At 25.9% G+C, this 23,746-nt stretch carries 26 protein-coding genes; 4 read left to right on the top strand and 22 right to left on the bottom strand.

Annotated elements, in window-relative coordinates:
- The first annotated feature begins 138 nt into the window (after positions 1–138).
- The gene (locus E0D94_RS08795) at positions 139–306 is read left to right on the top strand and encodes a Spo0E family sporulation regulatory protein-aspartic acid phosphatase (protein WP_130807098.1); all 168 of its coding nucleotides are present in this window, start codon (positions 139–141) and stop codon (positions 304–306) included.
- Between the two features lie 52 nt (positions 307–358).
- Positions 359–523 (top strand): hypothetical protein, encoded by a 165-nt coding sequence (locus E0D94_RS14825; protein WP_165442911.1) that lies wholly within the window; start codon positions 359–361, stop codon positions 521–523.
- 466 nt (positions 524–989) lie between these two features.
- Here E0D94_RS14825 and E0D94_RS08800 read toward each other — a convergent pair whose 3' ends face one another.
- A complete protein-coding gene (locus E0D94_RS08800) occupies positions 990–1,871 on the bottom strand; it encodes a GNAT family N-acetyltransferase (RefSeq protein ID WP_130807099.1) in 882 nt (293 codons plus the stop codon).
- A 250-nt stretch (positions 1,872–2,121) separates the two neighbouring features.
- Here E0D94_RS08800 and E0D94_RS08805 point away from each other — a divergent pair, with 250 nt between their 5' ends.
- Complete coding sequence (locus E0D94_RS08805) at positions 2,122–3,321, top strand: pyridoxal phosphate-dependent aminotransferase (RefSeq protein ID WP_130807100.1); 1,200 nt, start codon at positions 2,122–2,124, stop codon at positions 3,319–3,321.
- A gap of 43 nt (positions 3,322–3,364) precedes the next feature.
- Here E0D94_RS08805 and E0D94_RS14830 read toward each other — a convergent pair whose 3' ends face one another.
- Positions 3,365–3,514, bottom strand: a complete 150-nt coding sequence (locus tag E0D94_RS14830) for a hypothetical protein (protein WP_160197077.1) — start codon at positions 3,512–3,514, stop codon at positions 3,365–3,367.
- Positions 3,515–3,692: 178 nt separating this feature from the next.
- Complete coding sequence (locus E0D94_RS08810; protein WP_130807101.1) at positions 3,693–4,418, bottom strand: hypothetical protein; 726 nt, start codon at positions 4,416–4,418, stop codon at positions 3,693–3,695.
- Positions 4,419–4,589: 171 nt separating this feature from the next.
- Here E0D94_RS08810 and E0D94_RS08815 point away from each other — a divergent pair, with 171 nt between their 5' ends.
- Positions 4,590–5,585: a potassium channel family protein gene (locus tag E0D94_RS08815; RefSeq protein ID WP_130807102.1), complete on the top strand. Its 996-nt coding sequence runs from the start codon at positions 4,590–4,592 to the stop codon at positions 5,583–5,585.
- Here E0D94_RS08815 and pdxR read toward each other — a convergent pair.
- The 19 genes from pdxR to E0D94_RS08910 form a co-directional block, all read right to left on the bottom strand.
- Positions 5,570–7,006 (bottom strand): MocR-like pyridoxine biosynthesis transcription factor PdxR, encoded by a 1,437-nt coding sequence (pdxR, locus tag E0D94_RS08820; RefSeq protein ID WP_130807103.1) that lies wholly within the window; start codon positions 7,004–7,006, stop codon positions 5,570–5,572. The two genes, E0D94_RS08815 and pdxR, sit on opposite strands and share 16 nt — an antisense overlap.
- A gap of 41 nt (positions 7,007–7,047) precedes the next feature.
- Positions 7,048–8,046, bottom strand: coding sequence for a M42 family metallopeptidase (locus E0D94_RS08825; RefSeq protein ID WP_130807104.1), 999 nt, complete (start codon positions 8,044–8,046; stop codon positions 7,048–7,050).
- Positions 8,046–9,071 carry a M42 family metallopeptidase gene (locus E0D94_RS08830; protein WP_130807105.1) on the bottom strand — a complete coding sequence of 342 codons (1,026 nt, stop codon included), beginning with the start codon at positions 9,069–9,071 and terminating at the stop codon, positions 8,046–8,048. Before E0D94_RS08830 ends, E0D94_RS08825 begins: the two co-directional genes overlap by 1 nt.
- Complete coding sequence (locus E0D94_RS08835; protein WP_130807106.1) at positions 9,062–10,117, bottom strand: M42 family metallopeptidase; 1,056 nt, start codon at positions 10,115–10,117, stop codon at positions 9,062–9,064. Before E0D94_RS08835 ends, E0D94_RS08830 begins: the two co-directional genes overlap by 10 nt.
- A 36-nt stretch (positions 10,118–10,153) precedes the next feature.
- Positions 10,154–10,927: a CheR family methyltransferase gene (locus E0D94_RS08840; protein WP_130807107.1), complete on the bottom strand. Its 774-nt coding sequence runs from the start codon at positions 10,925–10,927 to the stop codon at positions 10,154–10,156.
- Positions 10,928–10,992: 65 nt separating this feature from the next.
- Positions 10,993–12,951 (bottom strand): bifunctional 4-hydroxy-3-methylbut-2-enyl diphosphate reductase/30S ribosomal protein S1, encoded by a 1,959-nt coding sequence (locus E0D94_RS08845; RefSeq protein ID WP_130807108.1) that lies wholly within the window; start codon positions 12,949–12,951, stop codon positions 10,993–10,995.
- Positions 12,948–13,553 (bottom strand): lysophospholipid acyltransferase family protein, encoded by a 606-nt coding sequence (locus tag E0D94_RS08850; RefSeq protein ID WP_130807109.1) that lies wholly within the window; start codon positions 13,551–13,553, stop codon positions 12,948–12,950. Before E0D94_RS08850 ends, E0D94_RS08845 begins: the two co-directional genes overlap by 4 nt.
- A gap of 1 nt (position 13,554) precedes the next feature.
- Positions 13,555–14,208 carry a (d)CMP kinase gene (gene cmk / locus E0D94_RS08855; RefSeq protein WP_130807388.1) on the bottom strand — a complete coding sequence of 218 codons (654 nt, stop codon included), beginning with the start codon at positions 14,206–14,208 and terminating at the stop codon, positions 13,555–13,557.
- Between the two features lie 27 nt (positions 14,209–14,235).
- Entirely contained in the window at positions 14,236–14,592 is a 357-nt protein-coding gene (gene aroH / locus E0D94_RS08860; protein WP_130807110.1) for a chorismate mutase, read from the bottom strand.
- 60 nt (positions 14,593–14,652) lie between these two features.
- Positions 14,653–15,891 carry a BaiN/RdsA family NAD(P)/FAD-dependent oxidoreductase gene (locus E0D94_RS08865; protein ID WP_130807111.1) on the bottom strand — a complete coding sequence of 413 codons (1,239 nt, stop codon included), beginning with the start codon at positions 15,889–15,891 and terminating at the stop codon, positions 14,653–14,655.
- Between the two features lie 38 nt (positions 15,892–15,929).
- The gene (locus tag E0D94_RS08870) at positions 15,930–16,799 is read right to left on the bottom strand and encodes a MurR/RpiR family transcriptional regulator (RefSeq protein ID WP_130807112.1); all 870 of its coding nucleotides are present in this window, start codon (positions 16,797–16,799) and stop codon (positions 15,930–15,932) included.
- 14 nt (positions 16,800–16,813) lie between these two features.
- Positions 16,814–17,341, bottom strand: coding sequence for a 2-oxoacid:acceptor oxidoreductase family protein (locus E0D94_RS08875; RefSeq protein ID WP_130807113.1), 528 nt, complete (start codon positions 17,339–17,341; stop codon positions 16,814–16,816).
- A gap of 1 nt (position 17,342) precedes the next feature.
- The gene (locus tag E0D94_RS08880) at positions 17,343–18,164 is read right to left on the bottom strand and encodes a 2-oxoacid:ferredoxin oxidoreductase subunit beta (RefSeq protein WP_130807114.1); all 822 of its coding nucleotides are present in this window, start codon (positions 18,162–18,164) and stop codon (positions 17,343–17,345) included.
- Positions 18,157–19,299, bottom strand: a complete 1,143-nt coding sequence (locus E0D94_RS08885; RefSeq protein WP_130807115.1) for a 2-oxoacid:acceptor oxidoreductase subunit alpha — start codon at positions 19,297–19,299, stop codon at positions 18,157–18,159. The genes E0D94_RS08880 and E0D94_RS08885 overlap by 8 nt, the downstream gene beginning before the upstream one ends.
- Positions 19,289–19,504, bottom strand: coding sequence for an indolepyruvate ferredoxin oxidoreductase subunit alpha (locus E0D94_RS08890; protein ID WP_278044687.1), 216 nt, complete (start codon positions 19,502–19,504; stop codon positions 19,289–19,291). Before E0D94_RS08890 ends, E0D94_RS08885 begins: the two co-directional genes overlap by 11 nt.
- Positions 19,505–19,804: 300 nt before the next feature.
- A complete protein-coding gene (locus E0D94_RS08895; protein WP_165442912.1) occupies positions 19,805–21,205 on the bottom strand; it encodes an oxaloacetate decarboxylase subunit alpha in 1,401 nt (466 codons plus the stop codon).
- Between the two features lie 11 nt (positions 21,206–21,216).
- Positions 21,217–21,789 (bottom strand): tRNA 5-(aminomethyl)-2-thiouridylate-methyltransferase MnmM, encoded by a 573-nt coding sequence (gene mnmM / locus E0D94_RS08900; RefSeq protein WP_130807117.1) that lies wholly within the window; start codon positions 21,787–21,789, stop codon positions 21,217–21,219.
- Entirely contained in the window at positions 21,779–22,498 is a 720-nt protein-coding gene (locus E0D94_RS08905; RefSeq protein ID WP_130807118.1) for a pseudouridine synthase, read from the bottom strand. The genes mnmM and E0D94_RS08905 overlap by 11 nt, the downstream gene beginning before the upstream one ends.
- A 94-nt stretch (positions 22,499–22,592) precedes the next feature.
- On the bottom strand, positions 22,593–23,717 hold the full coding sequence (locus E0D94_RS08910; RefSeq protein ID WP_130807119.1) for a D-alanyl-D-alanine carboxypeptidase family protein: 1,125 nt from the start codon (positions 23,715–23,717) through the stop codon (positions 22,593–22,595).
- Between the last annotated feature and the right edge of the window lie 29 nt (positions 23,718–23,746).

A 23,746-nucleotide genomic window follows, 5' to 3' on the forward strand; every position in this document is an offset into this window, starting at 1 on the left:
ATAAATCGTATGACAATTACAGACTTTTTATGACATTTAAGTCATAATATTTAATAATTTGATTTATATTGTTTATAATTAGATTTTATATTATAATAATAAAAGTGGGGAAAATAAAAAATATGAGAGTGTGGTTTTATGGGGAAAGTAGAAGATGTTGAAGAGAAAATGGCAGCATTAAAAAAACAAATGCATAAACTACTACATAAAAATGATTTTATAATTACAACAGAAATAATAGATATAAGTCAAGAACTAGATGAGATCATATACCTATATCATAAAATAAAAAATAAAATCAATTGACATATTAAAAGACCAGGACTGATTGTCCTGGTCAATTTGTTTATATATATCTATGAACTCTATAAATGATTCTGTATTATTGTTTATGGGAATTATATTTGCTATTATTGGATATTACTTTAGATTAAATGAAAATTTAAATTGGCTTACTGATTTATTATGTATTATAGCAGTAATATCCTTTATTATACAAGCTATTTTAATTATAAAAAAATAAAGTCATAATAAAAGTTAGAATTTTATATATAGTAATTTTTTTAAAAAGAATCATTGTTATGTGCTTTTGTTTGTCTAAGATATAAAAAAGCACATACTTAAGTAGATACCTATGTATTATAATTCAGTTTATCCTATTGTCTTTTCTTTTTAGGTTCGTATTTTTCAATTCATTATATAATAAATTATATTCTAAAATTCCTTTTTATTTATTTTTATGAATTTGTTTTATATTTTTTAACTTTTTTATTATTATTTATGATAATATCTATAATGAGAATTAGAATACACAAAGCATTGAATATAGTAGCAATTTGGAATTCTAATATTTGAGATTCTTACTTCATTAATTTATAATCATATTAATCCTTATGGAAATTTTGATCTGAATATGGATGAAAGAATACCTCTTTTAAAATAAATTTGTTATATTACTAAACACAAGTTTACTTAAGGATATTGAAATGTTAAATATTATGCCAATAAAAAGTATAATGTGAATGCTTAAGAAAACCTAAGGACTTATAAAAATAACTATCAGAAATAACGTATGCTTTTCTAGCACCTAAGGAGAAACTTCTTTTTAAGGCTTCTAGAACCACCATTTTACCAACCTCCTTATGTCGATACTCTGGAATTGTACATACAGGTTCAACATAAGCATAATCAGTTTTCTGATTATACCATAAGCCACAGTATGCAACATATTCCCCAGCTGTATTTTCTGCAACAATATGTAGGAATGGATTCAAATTCGATGCTGACAGCATTATTTTTTGTCTATTTATAGTAGCTTCATCAACGGGAAGATGTCCTTCATGGTTAAATCCCTTCCACAACACATTATGATGTTTATATAAATCCTTCTTTATATCAAGATTTTTTAATGCTATGTCTTTAGGAGTTATATAATCAAAGTTAACATTCTCTAGTGTAAGTTCTAGTATGTTTTCAGTCTGAGACTTCTTTATAAATTCATAGCTGACTAATAAATCTATAGTACTCGTATCCGCATCATTCACTGCAATACCGAGACCATTTTTATCACTAAAAGTAGCAAGGGAATATTCTAATATATCTTTTTCTAATTCTTCAAATCCTAGTTTAGTCGCAAAAAATGCTTCACCAAAATAGTGGTCATAGGTTGCAATACCTACTAATTTATCATTACAAAACCATAATCCAATTTTATCTATTAAGTCTCTATTAAAGTCAGGATGAAAAAACATCCACTCCAATCTTGCCCAATTCCAATTTATATGTTTACGATCATATTTGGATAATTCAACCAAAAAATCATAGACCTTATCATAATAAGAATTATCGAAATTTCTAAAATCAACTTTCATTTCAACCCCCATAAAATTAAAAAAAGTTTTACGTTATAATATTTAACTAATATATCACTATAGACTTCTATAAAAAAGTATAAAATCCTTTAATTTAATATATAATTTAATTCACATTTAGTATCACAAAATCAGGTGTATGCTTATTGTAAAATTTGTTATTAATAGTGATAAATATATATATATTTTTAATATATTTTATGTTATCATTAACTTATATATTTAAATACATAATATGGGAGGAATATAAATGGAATTCTCTAAAAGAATTGATCAAATGCAAGAATCACCTATAAGAAAGTTAGTACCAATAGCAGAAAAGGCAAAGAAAGATGGTAAGAAAGTTTATCACCTTAACATAGGACAACCAGACATAAAAACACCTCAAGAATTTATGAACTCAATAAAAGAATATGATGAAGAAGTTTTATCCTATTCTTTCTCTGAAGGATTACCCCAACTTATAGAAAGTTTTATTAAATATTATAAAACTTATAATCTAGAATTTGAAAAAGATGAAATTTTAATTACTAATGGTGGAAGTGAAGCAATCTTATTTTCTTTATTAGCAGTAACAGATACTAACGATGAAATTCTTGTCCCTGAACCATTTTATACTAACTATAATGGATTTAGCAGTGCAGCAGGGGTAAAAGTAGTCCCAATTACTACCAAGGCTGAAAACGGCTTTAAATTACCTTCAAAAGATTTTATCCAAAGTTTAGTCACTAAAAAGACAAAAGCAATTTTATTATCAAATCCTGGCAACCCTACAGGTGCAGTTTATACTAAGGATGAAATGAATGCATTAAGAGACATAGCTAAGGAAAACGATTTATATATTATATCTGATGAAGTATATAGAGAATTTATTTATGATGGATTTGAATATAAGAGTTTTGCTTCCTTTGAAGATATAAAAGATAGAGTGATATTAACAGATAGTATATCAAAGAGATATAGTGCTTGCGGAGCAAGAATTGGAATGATCGCTTGTAAAAACAAAGATTTAATTAAGCAAATATTAAAGCTTTGCCAAGGAAGACTTTGTGTACCTACATTAGAACAAATCGGAGCAACTGAACTTATAAAAGTAAGTAAAGAATATCTTGATGATGTGGTAGAAGAATACAAAAAAAGAAGAGACATAGTTTATAACGAACTTAAAAATATTAAGGGTGTTATATGTGAAAAACCTCATGGAGCTTTCTATGTTATAGCAAAATTACCAGTAGATGATGCAGAACATTTTGTGAAATGGTTGCTAACAGATTTTGATATAGATGGTGAAACTATAATGTTAGCACCTGCAGAGGGTTTCTATGCTACTCCTGGTCTTGGTACAGATGAAGTAAGAATATCATATGTATTAAACGAAGATTCACTAAAAAAATCAATGAATATATTAAAAGTAGGTTTAGAAAAATATAAAAAAAATAACACCTTATAGGTGTTAACCATTAGAGGAAGAATTTCTTCCTCTTTCTTTATGCTTAATACTCTTGTTTTAACATTCTTTCATACATCTCACATTTATCAGTATTACAATATCCATCAATATTCTGTATACATGTTATAGCTCCACACTTTTTAAGTCTACTTATTTGCTCTCTTTTATTAGTTTTGATAATATTTTCGTTCATCTTTACTCCTCCTTATTTTAATTATACTAAATTTTGAATTTAATGTCAATGATAATTCAGAATTATGCAATGTAATATTATTTAAAATTCATATTTATATTATTATATTAATAATACCCTTAAATAATGCATAATAATCAGATAAATGTTGCAAAAAAAATGAAATAGAATAATTATTCTATTTCATAAAATCATATGTTGTAAAAGAACCATAATTATTTTTGCATAATATTTCAATTATTTTATACATTATATACTCATCATCTTTTATTATTCTTAAATTAGTTTTATTTGTATTTGTTCTAGTTAAATAAAACTCTATTTTTCTATCTTCATTTTGATAAATCTTTAAGATTCCTTTTTCATATAACTTAATATTTGCTAAAACTAAACTTGGTAAATTTATTTCTCCAAATTTTCTTTTATCTATATTACTTAACTCAAATTTACTAAATTTTATAATTAAACTTATTAATTTTTCTAATGTTTTTTCTGATATATAAGAAAAACTAGAGTCTTCTGATTCTTTAACTTGAATAATATATTTTTTTATTGAAAATTTAGGATATATAGCTATATATTTATCATTTAAATTTATTGGCTTAAAAACATCATAAAATTTAATTATTAATTTTACACTTAAATTAAATAATTCATCATCTTCTTTATAAGTTTTATTTATATTTTTTAAATACTCTGTGCAAACTAAATATAGTAATTTAAAAATGTTTTTTTCTTTAAATAAAACATTAAAATACTTGTTTTTTTCAAGATATAGTGGTGGAAGATAATCAATAATATTTATTAATTTATTAAATTCATAAATATCTTTTCTTATAATGTCTTTTTCATTTTCATTTAAAAAATTACATAGTTCTTTTTTTAAAATGTTATAAGAATACATCTTATCCCTCCTTCTATATTATTCTTTGTAAGATTAAAGTAAATATAGTAATACAATAATTCTATATTTGCTTTAAATTCTTATATAAAGTAAATATTTCTAAATCCTATAGAAAATAATGTAAAGAAAGGTTGATGGCTTATTTTTTTTATTAAAAAATTACATATTCTAATGAAAAATGCTAAGCTTTACAAATCATTAATTATAGTAATTATATTTATATTGAGTTTATCGTTAATTTTTTATATTGTTGAATCAGAAAATAATTCTAAAATAAATAATTTAGGAGATGCTATTTGGTGGGGTTTTGTAACTAGTACTACTGTAGGATATGGAGATATATTTCCAATAACTTTTTTAGGAAGAATAATAGCAATAATTTTAATGTTAATTGGTATAGGAATCTTTGGATTTATAACCGCTTCATTTGCATCAATATTTGTAGAAAAAAACTTTAAAAAAGGGATGGGATTAATGGATGTAAATTTTAAAAATCATATAATTATAATTGGATGGAATTATAGATCAAAATCTATTATAGAAGAATTAATTAATGAAAATAAAGATATAAATATAGTTTTAATCGATAATATAGATCAAAATCCTTATAATAAAAAAAATATATCATATATAAAAGGCAATCCTTGGAATGACAATGTTTTAAAAAGAGCTAATATATCTTATGCTAAAACAGCAATAGTATTAGCTGATAGAAAATTAGATAGTTTAGAAATGATGGATGCAAAATCTGTATTTACATGTTTAGCAATAGAAAAAACTAATAATAATATATACTTAATATCTGAAGTAGTAAATCCAGAAAACTCAAATCATTTTTTAAGGGTAAATGTAAATGATATTATTGTAAGTAATCAAATAGAAAGTAAAGTATTAGTAAGAAGTATATTGTATAGAACAGTAAATAAAGCAATTAAGGAGCTTATAACAAATTCTTATGGATCTGAATTATATGAAATGCCAGCTCCTAAATATTATATTAATAAAGAATATATTAATATTTGTTTAGAATTACTTAAAAATAATATCACTTTAATAGGAATTTATAGAGAAGGACATACAAATTTAAATCCTGAAAAAAACACCATAATTCAAAACAAAGATATATTAATATATATAGCAAAAGAAAAATATCAAAAATCAAAATAATTAATTGGATGTATAAGAGTCTTATTATTTTGATTTTTAATAAATTTATTAATATATTTAAATAATAATATAATAGATTTTTCAATTTCTTTTATTTCTATTGATGATATATTTATTCTAAAATATTCTGTATCATTATTGCTAGAATAAAATCTTGATCCAGAAGATATCAAAATACCTTTTTCCTTTAAATAAATTTCTAACTTTTTAGAAGAATATCCATCAGGAAGTGCAAACCAGAAATTAAGACCTCCATCTGGTCTATAGTATCTTAAATCTATTGGTATATATTTTTTAATATATTTTTTTGTTAAATCATATTTCATTTTATATATACTAGATAATTTTTTTATATGGTTATCCCACTTTTTTTCCTTTAAATATAATTCAAATATTCTTTGAATAAAACCTGAAGTAGATATATCAGAGAAATGTTTTCCTAATAAAAAGTTTTGACTAAGTTTTATAGGTAAAACAGCAAAACCTAATCTAATTCCTGGCATAAAAGTTTTTGAAAAGCTTTTTAAGTAGATGACTCTATTATTTTCATCTAAAGATTTAAGTAATCTTACTTTTTTATTATTAAAATTAATATCACTTATATAATCATCTTCTATAATATATGTATTATACTTTTCAGCTAATTCCAATATTTTTTTCATCGTATTTAAAGAATAAGAAAATCCAGTAGGATTTTGAAAGTTTGGCATTGTATATATTACACGAGGTTTGAAATTTTTAATTTTATGTTCTAATATAGTAATGTCTATGCCATCTCTATCAACGGGTATTTCAACAATCTTAGTAGATCTTGATTTAAATGAATACAAAGCACCAGAATAAGTAGGAGATTCTGTAATTACAATGTCACCATAATCTAATATTGTTTTACTTAATATATCTATACCTTGCTGAGTTCCAGATATTATTTGAATAGATTCTAAAGGTGTGAAAATATTTTTTTCTTCTAAATGACTTTTAATCACTTTTCTAAGAGGTAAATATCCTATACTTTGATGATAGTCAAAGGCACTGCCACCATCTCTATCTATAACTATATTCATTAACTCTTTAAATTCTGATACAGGAAATAATTTTGAATCAGCTGTTAAATTTTGAAAATCATAAATAATATCTAAATTTTTTCTATTATCTGAAGTCTTATCTACATCAATATTTTTTATATAAGTTCCACTACCAGTTTTTTTATATACATATCCTTCTTTTTCCAACAAATTATATGCACTTACAACAGTAGAACTGTTTACATTAAATATTTTACAAGTTTCTCTAATAGAAGGTAATTTAGTATTAACCTCTATTTTATCATCAATAATTAGATCTTTTATCCCTTTATACAATTGTTTGTATAAAGGTTCTTTCTTACCCTTATCTAATTTTATTTCATTTAATATAATCATAAAACTCCTCCATTAATATAAATGAGCTGTATACAGCTCATTTATATTTTGAATTCATGATTCAATATTGACTTAAGTAACTCAATAGAACTTATGACATCTTTTTTATATACTGTTTCATTTGAAGAATGAATATATCTAGTAGGAATAGATATTACACCTGAAGGAACACCTGATCTACTTAAATGTATACTCCCTGAATCTGTTCCACCATACTCTAAAACTTCTTTTTGATATTCTATATTGTTTTTTTCAGCCATATCAATTAATATATCTTTTAATTTAGGATGTACTATTACAGACTTATCCATGATTTTTATAGCTGTCCCTTTACCTAAAGTTACTGACAATCTTTTAGACTTAGGAGTGCCTCCTGCTGGAGTAACATCAATAGCTATACCTATATCTGGATCTATTTTATAAGCAGATGTTTTAGCACCTCTTATACCTAACTCTTCTTGAACAGTAAAGACAAAATAAAGATCATTATCTACATTCTCCATTTTTTTCAAAGTCTCAATCATTACAAAACAACCAACTCTGTCATCAAGACATCTAGAAATAACCCTATCCTTATCTTCATAAAAGCTATTTAAATATACACAAGTATCTCCAATTGCAATTTTCCCCTCTGCATCTTTTTTATCTTTAGCTCCAATATCTATATATAAATTATCTAATTTCAATTTATTTTTATCATCTATATCTTCGCTTGATATTACCCCTACAATACCATTTTCAAATATAACTCTTTGATTTATACTTAAAAGAGGAGAAATTCCTCCAATATTTGTAAATCTTAAAAAACCTTTATCATCTATATCTATAATCATAAGTCCAATTTGGTCCATATGTCCAGCAATCATTACTTTCTTACCATTTCCTTTTTTTCTAGCTATAAGATTTCCTAAATTATCAATCTTTATTTCATCTACATAATCCTCAATTTCTTCTATAATTAGTTTTCTTACATTATTTTCATTGCCTGATGGTGAAAATGAATCTACAAGTTTTCTTAATAAACCACTATTAAATTCCATTAATTATTCTCTCCTTCTAATATTTTTTCTATAAATTTATTTAATAATATTTTAGTAGATTTATAGTCTTTTTTACTCATTACACTAATTGGAGAATGAATATTTCTACATGGTACAGATAAAGTTGCTGTTTTTACTCCCTCTCTTGATAAATGAATACTACCTGAATCGTTTCCTCCTACACTTGTTTTTCTAAACTGATAAGGAATATTATTTTCTTCAGCAATACTCACAAGTATATCTATTAAATTTTTATCATAATAAGTTGTTCTATCCATTAATGATATTGCCGCTCCTTTACCTAATATTGTAGCTTTTTTATGGTCATCAATATCCTCTAAATCAGCACATGTGGTACCTTCTAATATTATTGATATATCAGGTTGTATTTTATATGCAGCAGGTCCTGCACCACGAAGTCCTACTTCTTCCATAACAGTAAATGCTACATGTAAGTCATATGGGATATCTGATTTCAATAATTCAATTAATAAAGCACAACCTACTCTATTGTCTAAAGCTTTGGATTTTATCAAATCATCTCCAAATTCTATATAGTTACTATCAAATACAATATAATCTCCTATATTAACCTTTTTTTCTGTTTCACCTTTTGTATATGTTCCAATGTCTATATATAATTGTTTTAAATCTAAAGCTTTCTCACGATCACTAGGTTTTTGAAGATGAATAGGTTTTGCACCTATAACTCCTAGAATTTTATTTTTTCCTATTTTTACTCTTTTCGAAACAAGTACCCTCTTATCAATTCCACCTACGGTCATAAATTTAATTAATCCCATATCATCAATATCAGAAACTATTAAACCTACTTCATCCATATGTGCCGTTATCAATATTTTTGTATTGTTATTTTTTTGCCCCTTTTTATAAGCAATTATATTTCCTATTTTATCTACTTTATAATTATCAACATAATTTTTTATCTCATTTATAATAATATCTCTCACTTCTTTTTCATTACCAGAAACTCCACTAGCTTCTGTAAGATTTTTTAATAGCATAAATATCCCTCCAGGTTGTTACTATCAATTTCAGATATAAATCTAGCTATAAGTTTAGCAGTATTTTTTATGTCATCTATATTAATTGTTTCAACTGAAGTATGCATATATCTTAAAGGTATAGATATAACTAAAGTAGGTATCCCAGCTCTAGATATTTGCATACTTCTTCCATCAGTACCTGTTGGTCCAGGATCTAATTCTGTTTGATAGGGAATATTATATTTTTCAGCTATTTCAATCAGTTTTCTTCTAAGTTGTGGATGAATATTTCCCCCAAGTGTAATAGCAGGGCCCTTCCCCATCTTAATTGAATCAGAATCTTCTAACTCTGGAGTTTTACCAAAACCTACATCAATTGCAATTCCAATATCAGGATCTATTTTATATGTACTTGTTATTGCACCTCTTGTCCCAACTTCTTCTTGTACTGTAAAAACATTATATACATCTGCTTGATGTTTGAGCTTTTTTAATTCTTTAACACATTCTAATAATGTAGCTACTCCTGCTTTATCATCTAATGATTTACTTGTAACAGTATTGGATTCTAATACTTTAAAATCTCTTTTAATAGTAATTATATCACCAATAGATATTAATTCCTTAGATTTTATTTCATCGTAACCTATATCAATATATAAATCCTCCATTTTAAAAGCATTATCTTTAGAATCAGAATCTTGTAAATGAGGTGGTAATATTCCTATAACACCATATATCTCTTTTTCAGAATGAATAATAACTTCTTGAGCAACTAGAGTTCTTGGATCAACACCCCCTACGGAAGTAAATTTAATAGATCCATTCTCTTCTATTCCATTTACCATTAATCCTATCTCATCTATATGTGCTGCAAGCATTATTTTAATATTTTGATAATTTTTTTCGCCCTTTTTTATGGCTATTAAACTGCCCAGCTTATCATAAGTTATATCATCTGTATACTTTTGAAAAACATTATGAATATATTTTGATAAATTTTGTTCATAACCAGAGACACTATTATAATTAGATAATTCTTTTAAAAATTCTATTGTATCCATTATATTCCTCCTATTTAGTTTTATATTATTCCATTATTATGATTTCTTTCTATAGAAAAAAGTTTTTACAGACTCTAAATTATATTTATGAGAATATATTATTTGTTCTGTACTACCAACAAATAATATCCCATTATCTGAAAGTGCATTATAAAACTTATTGTACATTATTGATTTTGCTTCTTCAGTAAAATAGATCATAACATTTCTACAAAATATCAGATCACAATTTTTAGGGTATTCGTCTTTTAAAAGATTTATATTTTGAAATTGAACTTTGTTTTTTATTTCATCTTTAATTTTATATGTATTTTGAATTTTTTCAAAATACTTAGTTTTAAACTCATTAGGTAATTCTTTTAAACTCTTTTCTGAATAAATTCCTATTTTGGCTTTATTTATTGCTGAGTTATCAATATCCGTAGCTAATATTGAAATGTCATCAATGTTTATAAATTTAGATAATAACATAACTATTGAATAAGGTTCTTCCCCTGTAGAACATGCACTACTCCATACCTTTATCTTTTTCTTCTGTTTTAACAAATCAGGAATAATTTGATTTTCTAAAATATTCCATTGTTCTTTATTTCTATAAAATTCTGATACATTTATAGTCAAATAATTTAAAAATTCATTTAATAAATTTTTATCTTCTTTTAATCCTTTAATATAATCTTCAAAACCAGAAAATTTATTTCTAGATATTAAAGATAATATTCTTCTTTTCATTTGTTTTTCCTTATAACTTGATAAATCTATATTTATTAAATTATAAATTTCATTTTTAAACTTTTCGTAGTTATCCATATATTTCTCCTTATTATTTGATATAGTAAAACAAGGAAGGTTTGCCTTCCTTGTTAAGATGAATATTAATTATCTTTATTTACCATATCTCCAATACTTAATTCACTATCTTCAGTTTGATAACTAATTTCTTCTTTCTCTTGAGTTTCTTTTATGCTTAAACTCAATCTATTATTTTCTTCATCAATATCTAAAATTTTCACTTTAACAACTTCACCTTTTGAAAGTTTTTCTGAAGGTTTTGCAATATGCTCTTCTGAAATTTCAGATATATGAACTAATCCATCTAAACCTGGTAATAATTCTACAAATGCACCAAAGTCAACTAATTTAACAACTTTTCCTTCTACAATATCGCCAATATTATATTTTTCTTTTATATTATTCCACGGATGATCTTTAGTTTGTTTATAACCTAAAGAAATTCTTTCTTTAGGTTTATCAAAATCTAATACAACTACTTCTACTTTATCTCCTACATTAACAATTTCAGAAGGATGATTTGTTCTCCCCCAAGAAAGTTCAGATATATGGACTAATCCATCAACTCCTCCAATATCTACAAAAGCACCAAAGTTAGTAAGTCTTTTTACTTCACCTTCAATTTTCATATCTTTCTCTATGCTATTCCATAGTTCTTCTTTTTCTTCTTGTATTTCTTTAAGTTCTACATTTTTTCTAGATAAAACTAATTTCTTTTTAGACTTATTAAATTCAATGATTTTTAGTGATAATTCTTTACCTAAATATGCATTTAAATCTTCAACATAATTTGTTGACATATGAGAAGCTGGTATAAATCCTCTTATACCTTTTACTAATACTATAACTCCACCCTTTACAACTTCTACAATCTTACCTTTTACTAATTCTTCACTTTCAAATATATCTAATAGTTCTTCCCAACCTTTTATATCTTCAACTCTCTTTTTAGATAGTAAAACATTGCCTTCTCCATCATCAAGTTTTAAAATATAAACTTCAATTTCATCTCCTAAGTTAAACTCTTTTTCTAAATCTATATTATTATCATTAGATACTTCATTTCTTTTAATTATACCATCTGACTTATAACCTATATTAACCATTAACTCATCTTTATTTATTGAGATAATATTCCCTTCTACAATATCACCTTTTTTAAAGTCTACTAAAGTTTTTTCAATCTCTTCCATCATTTTGTTCATTTCATTATCAATATTACTCACTCTATTTACAACCTCCTTAATTATCCAGTCAGGTGTAGATGCACCAGCTGTAATTCCAACTACATTATATTTTTTTAATTTCTCTAAATTTAAATCATCAACAGTTTCTATATGATAAGTATCCTTACATATTTCTTTGCTTATTTCTACTAATTTCTGAGTGTTAGAACTATGATATCCACCAATAACTATCATAGCATCTACATCACTTGCAACTTCCCTACAAGAAGTTTGTCTTAGTTTAGTAGCGTTGCAAATAGTATTATATATTAAAACTTCTTCTGCATTTTTACTAACAATATCTGATAATAATTTAAACTTTTCATAATTCATAGTAGTTTGTGCCACAATACATATTTTATCATATTTCTTACTATTATCAATATCATCTTTGGAGTTAAATATATCAGCACTATTTTCACACCATCCATTTATACCAATAACTTCAGGATGATTCGGGTCACCAATTATAATTATATTATATCCTTTATTATAAAATTTCTGTACTTTCTTTTGAATCTTTCTTACAAAAGGACAAGTAAGATCTAGAATTTCTATATTTCTTGAACTAAGTTTTTCATGAATATCTTTAGAGATACCATGAGATCTAATTATAATAGTACCATTATTTATAGTGTCTATATCACTAATAGTATTTAATCCTTTTTTCTTAAGATCATCTGTAACTTGTTTGTTGTGAATTAAAGGTCCTAAAGAACTTACATTCTTTTTAATATTTATTGCGTCTAATGTACTATCCATAGCCCTTTCTACTCCAAAACAAAATCCAGAGTTCTTAGCAAGAATTACTTTCAATTTTCACCCTCCCTAAATTCATCTTTTAAACTATATATTTTTTTTAAAATTTTATCACTTAAAATTTTATAATCCTCAATAGTATTTTTTTGCTTTTTATAAATAGATAAATCTATAGGTTGTCCTATATATACATTTATTTTAGTGAAAATTTTATAGTTTGTATCAATATATACAGGGATTACTGGTGATTTAGATTTTACTGCTATCATGGCAACCCCAGGTTTAGCCTCTGATTTTTTATCATTAATAACTCTAGTACCTTCTGGAAATATACCTAATGCTTTATCTTCTTTTAGTATTTTTAAAGCTTTTTTTATTGCACTTAGATCTGAACCCTCTCTATCAACTGGAAAAGTGCCTAGTTTTTTTATAAATGCTCCTATAAGTTTATATTTAAAAAGTCCTTTTTTTGCCATAAAATGAAGTTGCCTTTCATCGAAAGCTTTAGCTAAAATTATAGGATCAAAATAATTTGTATGATTTGAACAAACTATAATTTTTGAATTTTTAATTATATTTTCTTTTCCATGATAATTTATTCTATAAAAAATTTTTAATATAGCACCTGTAATATTTTTAAAAAAATGATAAAAATTCATATTATCTCCTCTTTACATAACTAATAATAAAATCTACTACTTCATCAATTGATTTATTTGTAGTATCTATTTCCACAGCATCCTCTGTTTTTATCAGAGGAGAAATTTCCCTAGTACTGTCAATTTTATCTCTTTCTTTCATATCTTTTATAACATCTTCTAAAGATATATTATTATTGTTTTTAGTTAATTCCTTATATCTTCTTTTTCCTCTTTCTTCAGGAGTAGCACTTAAATAAAATTTAAAATCTGCATTAGGTAGCACATGACTAGCTATATCTCTACCATCCATGATAACACTTTTATTTTTTGCAATTTCCCTCTGAATTTCTACTAATTTTAATCGTACATCTTTTATTTTAGCAACATTAGATACATTTTTGTTAATAATATTTGTTCTAATTTCATCATCAACTATTGTCTCATCTAAATATATATGATTATTTTTAAAATCTATATGGGTTTGCCTCAATACCTTTTTTATTTTTGACAAATCTGAAAAGTCTATTTTATTCATTAGTAACTTATAAGTTAGTGCCCTATACATAGCACCTGTATCAATGTAAACAATATTTAATTTTTTTGCTATTAATTTTGCAATAGTACTTTTACCAGCTCCTGAAGGGCCATCTATTGCTATTACTAAATTATTCAATTTTTTTCTTCCTTTCATACAAACACTTTAAATATTTTTTCTTAACACTTTTGCTTCCTTTAAATATATATGATTAACTTCAGTTTGACTTTTGTTAGAATTTAACATTAATAATACTCTTATGCATCTACTCAAGCTATCCTTAACATACATTTCTTGAAAACATAATAAACTACAATCAAGTAATCCCATCTGTCTAGCTGCCTTTGCAGGATAAGCAGAATCTATATCACTTGTAGCAGTAAATAACACTGATATTATATCTTTACTCTTAATATTATTTTTTTTTATTATTGTCTCAAGCAACTTTGTTGTGTTATCTAAGATATTTTCAGAAGTGTTTTTTTCTACAGTAATTGCTCCTCTTATGCTTATAACCCTCATAAAAGTTCACCTCTATCTATATATTATATATTAATTTAACTTTATGCTCAACATTTAAAATTACTGATTGTCCCCAGCAAGATATCCTGTTGAGTAACTAATTTGCAAATTAAATCCTCCAGTATAGGCATCTACATCTAAAACTTCTCCACAAAAAAATAAATCTTCAACAATTTTTGATTCCATAGTAGATGGGTTTATTTGATTAATATCTATCCCACCAGAAGTTACATAAGCTTCTTCAATAGACCTTAAATCAGCTATATTTAAGGTTATTGATTTAAGTAACCTAATCAGTTTTCTTCTATGTTCTTTTGTAAAATTAGATGCTTTTAAAGATATGTTGATTTGTAATAAATTTAATATTGCTAAAACAAAATTATATTTTAATATAATTGATAAAACATTAATTATATTTTTATTAGGATTAGAACCCAATAATTCAATTATTTTTTCATCTAATTCTTTTAGATTTAAACTTGGAAATAAATCTATATCTAATTTAAATCTATCCTTAGCATTTATTTTTCTATTGTTTCTAGATGTAATATTAAATATAGCAGGTCCTGAAATTCCAAAGTGTGTAAAAATAATATCTCCAATTTCATAATCAATTATTTTATCATCTGAACTTAAAACTACTTTAACATTTTTAAAACTTAATCCTTTATTTTGTTTTATCCAATTTTCTTTAATATTTATAGGTACAATAGAAGGTTTAGTTGATATAATATTGTGTCCAAATTTTTTCCCAAATTTATATCCATCTCCTGTTGAGCCTGTAGAAGGATAAGATTTTCCTCCTGTAGCTATTATTAGACTATCACTTTCAATTATTTCTTTCCTATTATTTTTTGTATACTCTGTAATAAACTTATTTTTATACTTTTCAACATTTATGACATTACAGTTTAAAGATAATATAACACCATTATCTAATAAATATGTTTTTAAAGCATTTGTAACATCAATTGATTTATCTGATTTAGGGAAACACCTACCATCATTTTCTACTTTAATTTCTACATCATACTTTTGCAAAATATCAATTATATCTTTATTAGAAAAGCTATAAAAAGAGGAGTATAAAAAATTCCTATTTCTAGTTACATTTTCAATTAAATCTTCTATCTCACAATTATTAGTAATATTACATCTACCATTACCTGTAATAAGCATTTTCTTACCTATAATACTATTTTTATCTAAAAGTATTACTTTATTACCTTTTTTACTCGCTGTAGCTGCTGCAATTATTCCAGCAGGTCCTCCACCAATAACTAAAACTTTTTTCGACATAATTTTCTCCTTTTACACCAAAGAAAAAAGTAGCTAAGCTACTTTTTTTCTTTCTCTTCATATATATCATATTCTTGCCATAAATTCTCTAGTTTAGAAAGATATGTACTAACGTCCTTTTTATTTTTTATTCCTACTCCAATTATTAAAGCGTTTATGATACTCAAAGGAGCAACTAAAGAATCTATAAACGAAATCATATTACTTTTTACTTCTATAATATAGTCAGCCCATTTAGCTATAGGAGATAATTTACCATCTGATATTCCTATAATTGTAGAACCTTGTTCTTTTACATACTTAAGTGCATCCAGTGTTTTTTTTGAATATCTTGGATAACTAATTCCTATTACTACATCATCTTCTGAAACTTGTAGCAATTGTTCAAATATATCACTCATTCCAAAACTAACTACCTTTACATTATCGAGAATAAAACTTAAATAGAAGCCTAAATACCCTGCTAATGCTGTAGAACTTCTAAGACCTAAAATATATACTCTTTTAGCATTTGAGATTTCCTCTATTGCCTCATAGAATATTTTATTATCTAGATTTTCTAATGTAGTCTTCATATTATTAATATCTGTTGTTACAACTTGTTTTACCAAATTTTCTTTATCTGAAAAATCTTCCATTCCTAATCTTTGAACCGTTGTTAATTTGTTTTTTATAAGTTCTTGTAAAGATTTCTGAAGACTAGGATAACCAGAAAATCCTAAAGCGTTAGCAAATCTAACAACTGTAGATTCACTAACGCCAACCATTTCTCCTAATTTAGATGCTGTCATAAATGCTGCTTTATCATAATCTGAAGTTATGTATTCTGCTATAAGCTTTTGTCCTTTACTTAAACGAGAATAGTTAGATTGAATTAATTCATTTAAATCTCTTTTGTGTTCATCCATAGATATCTTCCTTATTAAAAAATATTTAATCCATATTCATATGCTTTTTCATTTTTTTCTTCTGTTCCAGGAGGTACTCTATTTAATATAGCTTGTTTTAAAATCTCTTTATCTACTAATTTTGTTATACCATTAATAGCTCCTAATGCAACAATATTAGAGACTAGTGATGTTCCTACATCTTTTTTAGCTTTATCAAGAATTGGTACTTGATAAATTTTAACATCACTTCTATTAGGTCTTTCTACTCCACTATCTATAATAAGGATACCATCTTTTTTTAAGGAATCCAAGTACTTATCACAAGATTTTTGAGTTAAACTTAATAATATATCACATTTAGATACTTTAGGGTAATTAATATCAGTATTACTTATTATTACCTCAGCCTTACTAGCTCCTCCTCTAGCTTCTGGACCATAAGATTGAGATTGAATTGCATTCTTACCATCATTTAATGCACCTTCTGCTAAAATTATACCTGCTAAAATTAACCCTTGACCTCCAGAACCACTTAACCTAATTTCAGTTTGACTATTCATGCTATACCTCCTGCCTAAACATTTCTATAATCTTTTGATATTCTTCAGTATATTCTGCTTCTTCATTTTTATATAACTCACCAATCACTATCTTATCTTTTAAATCATCTTTTGGAAGTTTATTTAATGCCTTTACATTTATTGAATTATCTTTTAAATATTTCATCATATCAGGTGATTCACCTTTTTTATTTTTTCTTCCATAGTATGTAGGGCATATACTTATAGATTCAACAAATGAAAAGCCTTTGTTTTTTACCCCTTTTACAACTAAATCTTTAATCATTTTTGCATGATAAGCAGTGGCTCTTGCAGTATAAGTTGCACCTGATGCTTTAGCTAGTTCACATAAATCAAAGTTTTTATCAATATTACCATAAGGAGCTGTAGTACCTTTTTCTCTTGTAGGAGTAGTAGGAGAATACTGACCTCCAGTCATTCCATAAATATTATTGTTGAAGACAACTGTAGTAATATCTATATTTCTTCTAGCAGCATGAATTAAATGATTTCCACCTATTGCAGCAGAGTCACCATCTCCAGTAACTACAATTACATGTAACTCAGGATTAGCCATTTTAATACCCGTTGCAAATGCTAAAGCTCTTCCATGAGTAGTATGAAGTGTATTAAAATCCATATATCCAGGAGCTCTCGAAGAACATCCTATTCCAGAGACTATACATACTTTATCTTTTTCTAAACCTAATTCATCTATAGCTTCAACTACAGATTTCATTATTATACCGTGACCACACCCCGGACACCATATATGAGGCAATTTATCCATTCTAAAATATTTTTCTAATAACTTACTAGGCATATATATCCTCCTTAATTTTTTTAATTATTTCATCCGGAGATATTAATTGTCCATTTATTTTATTATATTTATATATTGTTGCCTCTTTATCTGCAACTCTTTCTACTTCTATTAAATATTGTCCTAAATTCATTTCTACAACTAAAATTTTCTTCACCTTTTTTGTTAACTCTTTAATTTGTTTAGTCAAAAATGGCCATATAGTAATCGGTCTAAATAAACCTACTTTTAGTCCATTTTCTCTAGCTTCATTTACTGCACTTTTTGCTGATCTTGCAGTAGCTCCATATGCAACTATAGCAATCTCTGCATCATCCAACATATATTCTTCATAATTAGCTATATCTTCTATATTATCTTCTACCTTATTCACTAACCTACTTACAAGTTCTTCAGCAATTTTAGAGTCGTTGCTAGGAAAGCCAGTCTCATCATGAACTAAACCTGTCACATGATACCTATATCCTTCACCAAAAGAAGCCATCTTAGGAACTAAATCATTTTCCTCAACTTTATATGGCTTATAATCTTTAGGTTCACAATTAGGTTTTACTCTATCAAATATCTCAATTTCGTCTTTATTCGGAATTTCTATTCTTTCTCTTAAATGACCGATAACTTCATCTAATAAAAGAATTACAGGAGTTCTATATTTTTCTGCATAATTAAATGCTTTTATAGTCAAATCAAATGTCTCTCTAACAGAATATGGAGTTAATGCGATCATAGGATGATCACCATGAGTTCCCCATTTAGCTTGCATTACATCTCCTTGTGAAGGCGATGTGGGAAGTCCTGTACTTGGGCCTCCTCTTTGAACATTTACTATAACACAAGGAACTTCAGTTATTGCAGCATACCCTATATTCTCTTGTTTTAATGAAAATCCTGGTCCACTAGTAGCTGTCATAGATTTTAAACCAGCTAATGCCCCCCCTATCACTGCAGCCATGCCAGCAATCTCATCTTCCATTTGGATAAATTTTCCCCCTACTCTTGGAAGTCTTAAAGAAGATATCTCTGCAATTTCCGTAGATGGAGTTATTGGATACCCTGCATAAAATTTCATTCCTGCTGCAAGGGCACCTTCTACACAAGCTTCATTTCCTTGCATTAATTTAACTTTATTTTCCATGTTCTTCATCTCCTTCAATATAAATAGCGTAATCAGGACATCTAAGTTCACATAAACCACATTTTATACAAATATCTTCATTATCTATGTTAATCACACCATTTTCTAAAGTTAAAACACCTTTGGGACACAATTCAACACAAATCCCGCAACCTTTACACCAATCTTTACTTACCACTAATTTTTTATTAATTTTTGTGGTCACTATAAAGCCCCCTTTAATATTGTTAATTAAATATTATCAAAAATATATCATGCATGCAAGTTTTATTTCATTTTTTTGTTAAATTTAATATTTTTGCAAGTTTTATTTCATATTATGCATATTTTAAATATCTTTTATTTTTTAAAAATTGTACTTAAAGGTTTTAAATAAGTAATTTAATAAGAATTTATAAATATTATCAAAAATATATATTGCAAGAATTATTTATTTAATTTCATTTTATATATAATCCCCTTATTATATTTTATAAAATATAATAAGGGGATTATATATAACTATTTATACTACAGGATAAGTATTTTCATCTTTATTTAATAAATTACTGTCTATATTATACTTTTGAGCTTGACGATATTTAAAGTATTTTATAGCTACTTGTGGGAATAATGCATATGATAATACATCTTCTTCTTGCTCAATATACTCTTTAATTTCTTCTCTATAATTATCTAGTTCAGGTTTAAGTAAATCTGCAGGTCGTCCTGTATAAATTTCTTCATTACCTATTATCTTTTTTATTATTTCATCCTTTATTGGAATTGTAGGTTTTCCATATAAACCTTTTACATAATTTTTAATCTCAGTAGGTATCATTTTATATCTTTCATCTAAAACTACATTAAATACAGCCTGTGTGCCTACCATTTGACTCATTGGAGTAACTAACGGTGGGTATCCAAGATCTTCTCTCACCTTTGGAACTTCTTCTAAAACTTCTTCAAATTTGTCAATAGCTCCTTGACCCTCTAATTGAGAAACTAAATTAGATAACATACCTCCTGGTACTTGATAAATCAAAGTTTTAGTATTAACTCCTAATACTTTGGACTTTAATAAACCTTCTTTTTCATATTTATTTCGAAGCTTTGTAAAATATTCAGCAATTTCATTTAAATTATTCATATCATAATCTGGTTCTCTTCCTGAACCTTTTAAAGAAGATAACATAGGTTCTGTCGCTGGTTGACTTGTACCATTTCCCAAAGGTGATAATGCAGTATCAATAATATCAACCCCCGCTTCTACACCTTTCATGTATGTTTGATTTGCTATACCACTAGTAAAATGAGAGTGTAACTGAATTGGTATATTTATTGCTTCTTTCATTTTTGTTATTAATTCATAAGCATCATAAGGAAGTAATATTCCTGACATATCTTTAATACATATAGAATCTGCACCCATACTTTCCATTTCTTTTGCTAGATTTAAATAATAATCAATGTCATGAACTGGACTTGTAGTAAAAGATATTGCAGTTTGTGCATGTCCTCCTGCTTTTTTTGTAGCATTTAATGCAGTTTTTAAATTTCTTGTATCATTTAATGCATCAAATATTCTAACTATATCTATCCCATTTTCAATTGCCTTTTTAACAAATTCTTCTACTACATCATCAGGATAATTTTTATAACCTAAAATATTCTGACCTCTCAATAACATTTGTAGTTTCGTATTTTTAATAGCTTTTCTTAATTTTCTTAACCTTTCCCATGGATCTTCATTTAAAAACCTCAAACAAGCATCAAACGTGGCACCTCCCCACATCTCTAAAGAATGATAACCAACTTTATCAAGCTTTTCAGCAATTGGTAACATTTCTTCTGTTTTCATTCTAGTTGCCATTAAAGATTGATGAGCATCTCTTAAAATTGTTTCTGTAAACTTTACACTTTCCATTATGTGCCTCCTTAAGATATTTTTTCAATACAAAAAATAATAGGTGGATTATTAATTTGATTCAAAAAATCCATTTTTACTACAGTGAATTTTTTTTGATTTAATATAGTTAAGTAATTTTCAATTTCGTTTTTTTCCCTCATTCCGCCTTCATGTCCGTAATATGATACTACAATTAGTATACCCTTTATATGTAAAAAAGACAATATTGATTTAATTGCTTCTATTGTAGATTCCGGTTTAGTAATTATGGAATGATCACCTTTAGGTAAATAACCTAAATTAAATACAGCAAAATCTATTTTATTTGTAATATAATTGCTAATATTTGAATGACTATCATATATTAGATCCACTCTATTATAAAGATCATTCTTCTTTAAAAGATCAGTAGTATTATCTATAGCTAATTTCTGAATATCAAAACCATAAACTTTGCCTAACTCCCCTACTTTTTGAGCTAATTTCAATGTATCATTCCCATTACCTACTGTAGCATCAACTACTATCATACCTTCTTTTACTTTTTGATTTATAATATTATTTGAAATATTAATAGCATTTGATAAAAAGTTATTTTTCATTTATTTCATCCTTAATGTATCTTATTTCTTTATCTGTTAAAAACCTATAATCTCCTTCTTTTAAATTATTTAATCTTATATCTCCAAAACTAATTCTTTTCAATTTAATAACAGTATGATTAATTTTTTCACACATTTTTCTAACCTGTCTATTTTTACCTTCATGAATAGTTATTTTAAGTGTTGATTTATCTTTATTCTTTTTGATAATTTTAATATCTGCTGGAGAAGTTATATAATCTTCAATTTTTAATCCTTCTTTAAATTCTTTTAATTCTTCATTGTTTGGAATACCTTTAACCTCTGCTATATAAGTTTTATTAACTTCATGACTAGGATGAGTCATTTTATAAGTTAAATCTCCATCATTGGTTAATAATAATAAACCTGATGTATCATAATCCAGTCTACCAACAGGATATATTCTTTGATCTACTTTAGAGACTAAGTCAATAACTGTCTTTCTATTAAATTGATCTGAAACACTTGTTATATAGCCAACAGGTTTATTTAAAATTATATATATTTTTTCTTTCTCTAAAGATATTTCTTTATTGTCTACTTTTATAATATCCTTTTTAGGGTCAACTTTAAATCCTAACTTTTTAATCATTGTATTATTTACAGTTACCCTTCCATCTAATATTATTTTTTCTGATTTTCTTCTAGATGCTATCCCAGCTTTTGCCATAAATTTTTGTAATCTCATATCAACCTACCTTTTATTATATGAATATATATATATATCATAACATAGTTTTATATTTATTATAAATCAATTTTATAACAAAAGGACTTTTAAATTAAAAGTCCTTTGAAAAAAAATATTCTATTTTATTATTTAATTTTGTAAATATAGATTTTTCTTTTAATCTTTCATTAAGAATAATATTACTTTTATAAATAGTATTATTCTTTAACTTTATTACAATTTTAGAAACTACATATCCTTTTTCTACAGGAGCAATTAAGCTGTCTTTCGTATTTATTAATATATCTATCTCTTCTAGTTCATCTTCTTGTAAAGGATAAGTAAATGTTTGAGGAATAAAAATAGGTAATTGTTGAATATTACTATTTTTAATATTTAAGTATTCAATAAAATTATCTTTTCTTATAATTGTTGTTCTTTTATAATTTTCAAATCCGTAATCAAACAATTTATAACTATTTTCAAACCAATTATTATCATCTAATACAACTGCAATAAGTTGCATATTATCCCTTGTAGCACTCGCAACTAAACAACGACCCGCTAATTTAGTATATCCTATTTTAACACCATCTCCGCCTTTGTATTGAGTTAATGTTTTATTTTTATTATAAAAATGTGATGGACTTTTTCTATCTGGAACATAATCATTAGTTTTTGATATTTCTCTAAAAATTTCATTTTTTAATGCTTCTCTAGTAATAATAGCTAAATCATAAGCTGTGCTATAATGATCTTCAGAGTGTAATCCATGTGGGTTTGTAAAATTTGTATTTTTAGCGCCAATTTCTTTAGCCCTTTTATTCATTAGCACAGAAAAATTTTCAACACTACCTGCAATTTCGTGTGCAATTGCAACTGCAGCATCATTTCCTGACCTAAGCATAAGACCAAAAATTAAATCTTTTAATTTGATTTTTTCGTTGGGTTTTAAATAAATACTAGATCCCTCTATTTCAGTCCATTCCTTTTTTATAGTTACTACTTTATTTAAATCTCCTTTTTCAATAGCAATTAAAGCTGTCATTATTTTTGTAGTACTCGCTATAGGGAGCTTTTGAGAAATATTTTTAGAGTAAAGAATTCTTCCACTATCCCTTTCTATAAGTATGGCACTTTTTGCAGATATATTTTCATTAATTGCAAATACCGTAGTTGAAATCATAGATATCATTATAGTTACTAATATAGTTAATAAAGTTATTCTCTTATACAAATAATCACCTCTCATTCAACTGAATGATA

The sequence above is a fragment of the Senegalia massiliensis genome (assembly GCF_900626135.1).
GTDB classification, from domain to species: domain Bacteria; phylum Bacillota; class Clostridia; order Tissierellales; family SIT17; genus Anaeromonas; species Anaeromonas massiliensis.

Coding starts and splice junctions, on each gene's coding strand:
- E0D94_RS08795 (WP_130807098.1), top strand. CDS start 139: ATGGGGAAAGTAGAAGATGTTGAAGAGAAAATGGCAGCATTAAAAAAA.
- E0D94_RS14825 (WP_165442911.1), top strand. CDS start 359: ATGAACTCTATAAATGATTCTGTATTATTGTTTATGGGAATTATATTT.
- E0D94_RS08800 (WP_130807099.1), bottom strand. CDS start 1,871: ATGAAAGTTGATTTTAGAAATTTCGATAATTCTTATTATGATAAGGTC.
- E0D94_RS08805 (WP_130807100.1), top strand. CDS start 2,122: ATGGAATTCTCTAAAAGAATTGATCAAATGCAAGAATCACCTATAAGA.
- E0D94_RS14830 (WP_160197077.1), bottom strand. CDS start 3,514: ATGAACGAAAATATTATCAAAACTAATAAAAGAGAGCAAATAAGTAGA.
- E0D94_RS08810 (WP_130807101.1), bottom strand. CDS start 4,418: ATGTATTCTTATAACATTTTAAAAAAAGAACTATGTAATTTTTTAAAT.
- E0D94_RS08815 (WP_130807102.1), top strand. CDS start 4,590: ATGAAAAATGCTAAGCTTTACAAATCATTAATTATAGTAATTATATTT.
- pdxR (WP_130807103.1), bottom strand. CDS start 7,006: ATGATTATATTAAATGAAATAAAATTAGATAAGGGTAAGAAAGAACCT.
- E0D94_RS08825 (WP_130807104.1), bottom strand. CDS start 8,046: ATGGAATTTAATAGTGGTTTATTAAGAAAACTTGTAGATTCATTTTCA.
- E0D94_RS08830 (WP_130807105.1), bottom strand. CDS start 9,071: ATGCTATTAAAAAATCTTACAGAAGCTAGTGGAGTTTCTGGTAATGAA.
- E0D94_RS08835 (WP_130807106.1), bottom strand. CDS start 10,117: ATGGATACAATAGAATTTTTAAAAGAATTATCTAATTATAATAGTGTC.
- E0D94_RS08840 (WP_130807107.1), bottom strand. CDS start 10,927: ATGGATAACTACGAAAAGTTTAAAAATGAAATTTATAATTTAATAAAT.
- E0D94_RS08850 (WP_130807109.1), bottom strand. CDS start 13,553: ATGAATTTTTATCATTTTTTTAAAAATATTACAGGTGCTATATTAAAA.
- aroH (WP_130807110.1), bottom strand. CDS start 14,592: ATGAGGGTTATAAGCATAAGAGGAGCAATTACTGTAGAAAAAAACACT.
- E0D94_RS08865 (WP_130807111.1), bottom strand. CDS start 15,891: ATGTCGAAAAAAGTTTTAGTTATTGGTGGAGGACCTGCTGGAATAATT.
- E0D94_RS08870 (WP_130807112.1), bottom strand. CDS start 16,799: ATGGATGAACACAAAAGAGATTTAAATGAATTAATTCAATCTAACTAT.
- E0D94_RS08875 (WP_130807113.1), bottom strand. CDS start 17,341: ATGAATAGTCAAACTGAAATTAGGTTAAGTGGTTCTGGAGGTCAAGGG.
- E0D94_RS08880 (WP_130807114.1), bottom strand. CDS start 18,164: ATGCCTAGTAAGTTATTAGAAAAATATTTTAGAATGGATAAATTGCCT.
- E0D94_RS08885 (WP_130807115.1), bottom strand. CDS start 19,299: ATGGAAAATAAAGTTAAATTAATGCAAGGAAATGAAGCTTGTGTAGAA.
- E0D94_RS08895 (WP_165442912.1), bottom strand. CDS start 21,205: ATGGAAAGTGTAAAGTTTACAGAAACAATTTTAAGAGATGCTCATCAA.
- mnmM (WP_130807117.1), bottom strand. CDS start 21,789: ATGAAAAATAACTTTTTATCAAATGCTATTAATATTTCAAATAATATT.
- E0D94_RS08905 (WP_130807118.1), bottom strand. CDS start 22,498: ATGAGATTACAAAAATTTATGGCAAAAGCTGGGATAGCATCTAGAAGA.